Below are 1157 nucleotides of genomic sequence, written 5' to 3' on the forward strand. Positions count from 1 at the left end.
CGCGGAGTAACTGTGTTGCTTGTCAAGGGGCGCTCGTATGCACAGCCGGATCCCAGGGCTTTTGCTGACGCAATATTGCGCCGAGAATAGTCAGCAGCTTGCGCATCGCAGCGACGATGGCGACCTTGCGCGGCTTGCCAGCTTGACACAGGCGCTGATAGAAGGCGCGAATGGTCGGATTGCACCGCGTGGCCGCCAGGGTCGCCATGTACAACACGCTGCGCACATCCCTCCTGCCGCCGGAGATATGCCGGGGTTTGTGCTGTGCGCCGCTCTGATTGGCATACGGCGCAACGCCCACAAAGGCCGCCGCTTCCTTGCGATTGATGGTCCCCAGTTCGGGCAGGCGGAGCAGCAGGTTCAGTGCGGTGATCGCGCCGATGCCGGGCACGCTGTCGCGCAGCTCCCGTTTCCGGCGCACCTCGTCGGTGCGCTCCGCCTCGTTGTCGAGTTCCTGCTCAAGCGCACGGATCTCCTGATCCAGCCAATCAATATGCTTCTGGATGCCCGGGCGGAGGTTCGGCGCGGCAGCCGTCAACCGATTGATCTCAGCCGTCCGCATCTGAATCAACTGCTCCCGCCGGACCAGCAGGTCGCGCAAGGATGCGCGCTGCTCGTCCGTCGCTTGGTGGTGCGGCGGGCGCACCCGTTCGGCACAGCGGGCGAGCAACCGGGCATCCAGGCGGTCGGTCTTCGCCTGGCGTCCTTCCGCGTGCGCCAGGGCGCGCACGCGGCGTGGCTGCACCCGCGCCGTCGGCAAGCCAGCCTGGAGCAGTTGGGCGAACACCATGCGCTCCAGCCCGCCGGTCGCCTCCAGCACAATCAGGGTCGGCTGCAGGCGCTGGAGTCGCGTGACCAGGAGCTGGACACCTTCGTCGGTATACGGTATCGTCTCGCGTGGCGCGTGCGGGTCGGCGCCAAACGCCACATCCAGCGTCTGTTTGGAGACATCAATGCCGATAAAGAGCGACTCACGGGAAGCCATACACAGAACCTCCTGAGGAAAACGGCGCCAGCCTTGCTAGCATATGCGGGTTTGAGGGCCCAGATAACTGTTCGGCTTGGTCGCGTTGAAGGACACGGCTACCCAACACTCCGCGGCGATCTCGTGAACCTGGCGCAGAACGGTATACCGTGTCCCGTTAGATTATACTAGA

1 protein-coding gene is annotated in these 1157 nt (G+C 64.3%); it reads right to left on the minus strand.

Annotated elements, in window-relative coordinates:
• Positions 1-22: 22 nt before the first annotated feature.
• Positions 23-985 (minus strand): IS110 family transposase, encoded by a 963-nt coding sequence (locus NW819_RS12750; protein WP_414413971.1) that lies wholly within the window; start codon positions 983-985, stop codon positions 23-25.
• Positions 986-1157: the final 172 nt, after the last annotated feature.

This window comes from Synechococcus sp. R8-2, assembly GCF_047461715.1.
In the GTDB taxonomy this organism is placed as follows: Bacteria; Cyanobacteriota; Cyanobacteriia; order Thermostichales; family Thermostichaceae; genus Thermostichus.

Excerpts from the sequence above, each read along its gene's own strand:
- NW819_RS12750 (WP_414413971.1), bottom strand. The coding sequence starts at position 985 with ATGGCTTCCCGTGAGTCGCTCTTTATCGGCATTGATGTCTCCAAACAG.